Below are 4564 nucleotides of genomic sequence, written 5' to 3' on the forward strand. Positions count from 1 at the left end.
GAGTGAACTCACAATATTTGCTTGAACAGCTGCTTGTCCGATAATGACTCCCCCAACTAATCCAACAGTTTGCCCAATAGGGGCTGGCAGCCGAATTCCTGCTTCACGGAGCAGTTCAATCGTCACTTCCATTATGATTGCTTCAACAAAAGGCGGGAACGGAACATTTTCCCTTGTACCAGCGATGCTCATCGCAAGTTCCGTCGGCAGCAATCCTGGGTTGAACGAAACTAAGGATATATATATTCCTGAAAGAAAGACAGTAACAAATAAAGATAAGTAACGGATACCACGCAAAAAAGAACCCGCCACCCACCTTTCATAATAATCATCTGGAGACTGCAGCAGCATCGTGATTGTCGTTGGTGCTATCAAAGCAAATGGTGACCCGTCAATCATGATAACCACTCTCCCCTGCTGCAGAGCAGCAAGTACTTTATCAGGACGCTCTGTGTTCTGGATTTGTGGGAATGGAGAAGATGAAGTATCTTCAATTAATTCCTCCAACATCCCTGAATCTTGAAGATCCGTTGCTTTCACTTTATTTATCCGCCGATTTACTTCTTGTAACAAGGAATCACTTGCTATTCCTTGGTAATATATCAATGCAATTGTTCGCTTTTCCAGCGACCCTATCTTATGCTGTTTCACGATAAGGCTGGGATGGCTTGAATACTGCCTAATTAAGCCGATATTTTCCTGAAGACTTTCAATAAACCCAATCTTTGGACCACGGACTATCCTCTCTGTCGAAGGTTCACCAAAGGTACGCATTTTTTCTTTTTCAAGATTTAAGACATAACCATCCTCTATACCTTCTATAAATAAAAGCGTTTTTCCATCAAAAATGAATTCCATGGCTTTTTCATAAGTGCTAACCTTCTGTTCTTTGACTGAACAAATTTTAGAAATTACCGACTGCTCGATAGAGATCGGATGATTGGATACAACCTGGGCTGCTGATAAGTCCCGGACTATTTCATTAAATGATGGATAATCCATTGTTCCATTTATATAAACAAATAAACCGGAGCATTCATAACTTGGAATGAATACCTCTTTAAAAACTACATCATCCTGCATAACCATTAGAGATTTTAGATTTTCCAGCTTTTGACCCAATTTAATATGCAAGGTTTTGCTTCTCATGGTGAACTCCTTTGGTTAATCGAGTTAATACTAGTTTCCTCTTTTTCCAATTTTATATACGAAAGTGAGCAATCAATTAGACCCTAGTTTAAAGGCGTTTATAATCACATCAATTTTCTAGACAACATTCCCCTTCTTCCTTTGGAGGATGCCCATGATACCAAATGTCAGATTGTATTTTAGTTATTGTTTTCTTAAGAAAAAATCTCTTAAAATGAACAACGATAAAGACACATTCTTACTGAAGAATTATATGTCGAAGTGACATGTACATGATGTTAGAGTATTTCTTTACCTTTCTCTCAGGTCAACTGCCGGTTCGAAGCAGTTTTTGATTTTCCACAAGTAAATACTTATTTCTGACTTTCTTTAATGAATGTGAAGAAAATGCAAATAATAAAATTGAAGAAGAAAACTTGCAAAACGAAGGTGGAGTCCTAATGATATATCGCTTACTAATTCTTGTATTCCTTTCAATCATAGTGATTACTGGTTGCTCTCATCTTGGTTCAAAGAATGAGCGGAATTCTCCAATAATTATGCAAACAAAGGACTCCGCCTCGCCTAAAGTTGTCCTTCTTGTTATTGATTCATTAATGGACGAACCTTTACAAAAAGCCATCCAGGAGGATAAAGCCCCCGCCCTAGGATTTTTTCTAAAGCATGGTCAATATAGTAAAGGATTGGTAAGTTCCTATCCAACAATGTCAGTTACTATTGACAGTACTTTAATAACTGGTACTAATCCAGACAAACACAAAATTCCTGGTCTTGTCTGGTTTAACGAAGACGAACAACGTATTATTAGTTACGGAAACGGATTTTTTGAAACCTTGAAATATGGATTTCCTCAGGTTGCTCAAAACAGCCTATATCAATTTAATAATGTGGATCTCGATTCGAATGTTAAAACCATACATGAAGAATTAGACAACAACGGGGTACAAACTGCTTCTATAAATGCTTTAATTTACAGGGGGAATTATAACCATACCTTAAAAACCCCGAAGATCATTGCAAAAATGACTCCCTTGCCTGATCAATATCACACCACTGGACCAAAGATATTGTCTTTTGGAGATTTTATCAATCTGGACCCCAAAAATAAGCATATGGTGAATCGATTAGGGCTTAATGATGCATTTTCTGCTCAAGAATTTAAGTACCTTTTAAAGAAAGATTTACTTCCTGAATTTACAATTATGTACATGCCAGAAAACGATCATTCAGTTCATATAAAGGGCCCTATGACAACGAAAGGGATTGAGAAACTTGATAAACATCTACAAGAAATATTAAATGTTTATCCAAAGTGGGAAAACACTCTTGATAATATCATTTGGATTATTATTGGGGACAGCAAGCAATCATCAATTAAAAAGAACAAAAAGGAAGCTTTAATTGACTTAAGAAAGTCCCTTTCGAATTATCATGTTTTAAAGCTGGGGGACCCTGTTCGAAATAACGATGAAGTTGTAATTACAGCGAATGAACGAATGGCATATGTATATAAAATAAATAATGGTTTCTCTATAAAGGAGATAGCTAGTAAATTGCAAGCAGATTCACGGATTGCATGGATAGCATGGAAAGAAAACGAAATGATCCAAGTAATTTCGGGAGCTAACAAGCATGTTTTTCAATTTAAACCTGGTGGACCTTATAAAGATGTTTATGATCAAACTTGGTATATAAAAGGAAATAGTTCAATTTTAGATCTAGATATAAAGAGTAATCATCATATTACCTACAGAAATTACCCTGATGGATTATCAAGATTATATGGGGCATTACATTCACATAAAGGAGATTTTCTAATAGTTGATGCTAATCCCGGCTACGAATTTATAGGTGAAAGTTCTCCAGAACATGCTGGCGGAGGTGCCCACGGTTCCATGCACAAAGATGATTCACTCACACCAATGATAGTTACAGGGACCGATAAAAGCATTGATCATTTACGAATTGTTGATATAAAAAGTTGGATATTAGATATCTTTGAAGGGGATATCATACGAAGTAATTAATTCATTAAAAAACCTATTAAATCAGCTAAAAAAGAAATCTGACTACGAGAAAACAGGTTGGTTATTTACAACTAACTAATCTAATTCCAATGCTCTTTTTGTTATATTTCATATTTCACTAAACTGCCAAGTTGTTGAACAATTAAAGAGTACTTTTTTTGTAATGAATTTTCAACTTTTTGCACATCTACCTTTTTGAAAAGCCAATGGCTAATTCATTACAAGAGCTAAAGAGCTACAGATTTTTCCCATTTCAAGGGACTTCATAGGCCCGATCCAGTCGACTAAGTCCCTTTCTATACTACTAAAGTAGGCCAATTCGGGACTTTCTTGTGATTTTGAATCAGATTATTTAGTTCCCTTCCATCTTATAAAATACTATTAGAATTATTTTAGCCTGTGCCTGCCTGTGCCTGCCTCTGCCTTTTATCTAATCAACCAGCAACTATTAAAACTCTTAATTTTGAATTGATATATCTTACACAGTTYTCTATCATGCTGAAAATCAATCTTGACTACACCTCAAAACATCCCCCCATCCTTTCGTCGATTAATAATCCTTCTTTAAATAAAATGATTTCCGAATGACACACTTTACGCATAGGGCCTAGTGGCTCTATTCGGCTTTGTACCCAAGTAATGTACCGTTCACGAAACAAGTTACAATTACATTCTAATAAGGTTAATATGGGATGAAGTTGGAATAATAGGATAATAAGCTTAAGTTTAGAGGTGGAAATGTTGTTTAACCGCAGAAATTCCCAAAAAAACTTAAATCGAAAAGACGATTTTAATAAGGTTTCCGATATACGAAGCCTATTTAATTCCCTTTCGTCATCAAATGATTTTATTAACCATCAAGGCAACTTAAAAGGAATTGGCTATTGGGTATCTTTTTATCGCTCTTTAATTGACGGGCAAGAACTACATGAGAGCGTACTATCTGTAATACCAACTTTAGAAACGATTAGTTTGGAACAAATTAAAGAAAATATCCCCATAGAGAATACTCTAATCACTAGCACTAGGAAGGTAATTGAAGAAAGGATAATGAGAGGCGAAATTGCCATTCGTTTAGATACGAACCTCGATGAGTGTTTGTTGATAAATATTGCCTCCAAACAAGGAAGACAAATTGGTAAACCCGAGCTTGAATTTGGAATCATAAGTCCTCAAGAAGCTTTTGTCGAAGATATTGATATCAATCTGAATCTAGTGAGAAAAAGACTGCCTATCCCAGAGTTACAAGTAAATGAATTAACTGTAGGATCCTTATCTAAAACAAAACTAGCTGTTATATATATAGAAGGAATTGTTGAACAGGAAAATGTCGATACCGTTACACAACGAATCAATGAAATAGAGTTCGATGAAATTTTGGATGGATC

At 35.7% G+C, this 4564-nt stretch carries 3 protein-coding genes; 2 read left to right on the forward strand and 1 reads right to left on the reverse strand.

Going from position 1 to position 4564, the window contains the following annotated elements; translation table 11 throughout:
* Positions 1–1149, reverse strand: a 1149-nt coding sequence (locus tag AC1DUW_RS21435) for a spore germination protein (protein WP_477643407.1), incomplete at its 3' end; no start/stop codon positions are given.
* Positions 1150–1589: 440 nt separating this feature from the next.
* On the opposite strand from AC1DUW_RS21435, the gene AC1DUW_RS21440 reads away from it, so the two are divergent.
* Both AC1DUW_RS21440 and AC1DUW_RS21445 read left to right on the forward strand, forming a co-directional pair.
* Positions 1590–3176: an alkaline phosphatase family protein gene (locus AC1DUW_RS21440; protein WP_477643408.1), complete on the forward strand. Its 1587-nt coding sequence runs from the start codon at positions 1590–1592 to the stop codon at positions 3174–3176.
* Positions 3177–3914: 738 nt separating this feature from the next.
* A partial coding sequence (locus AC1DUW_RS21445) for a spore germination protein (RefSeq protein WP_477643409.1) occupies positions 3915–4564 on the forward strand: 650 nt, incomplete at its 3' end.

It is taken from the genome of Peribacillus sp. P4_C12 (assembly GCF_056402095.1).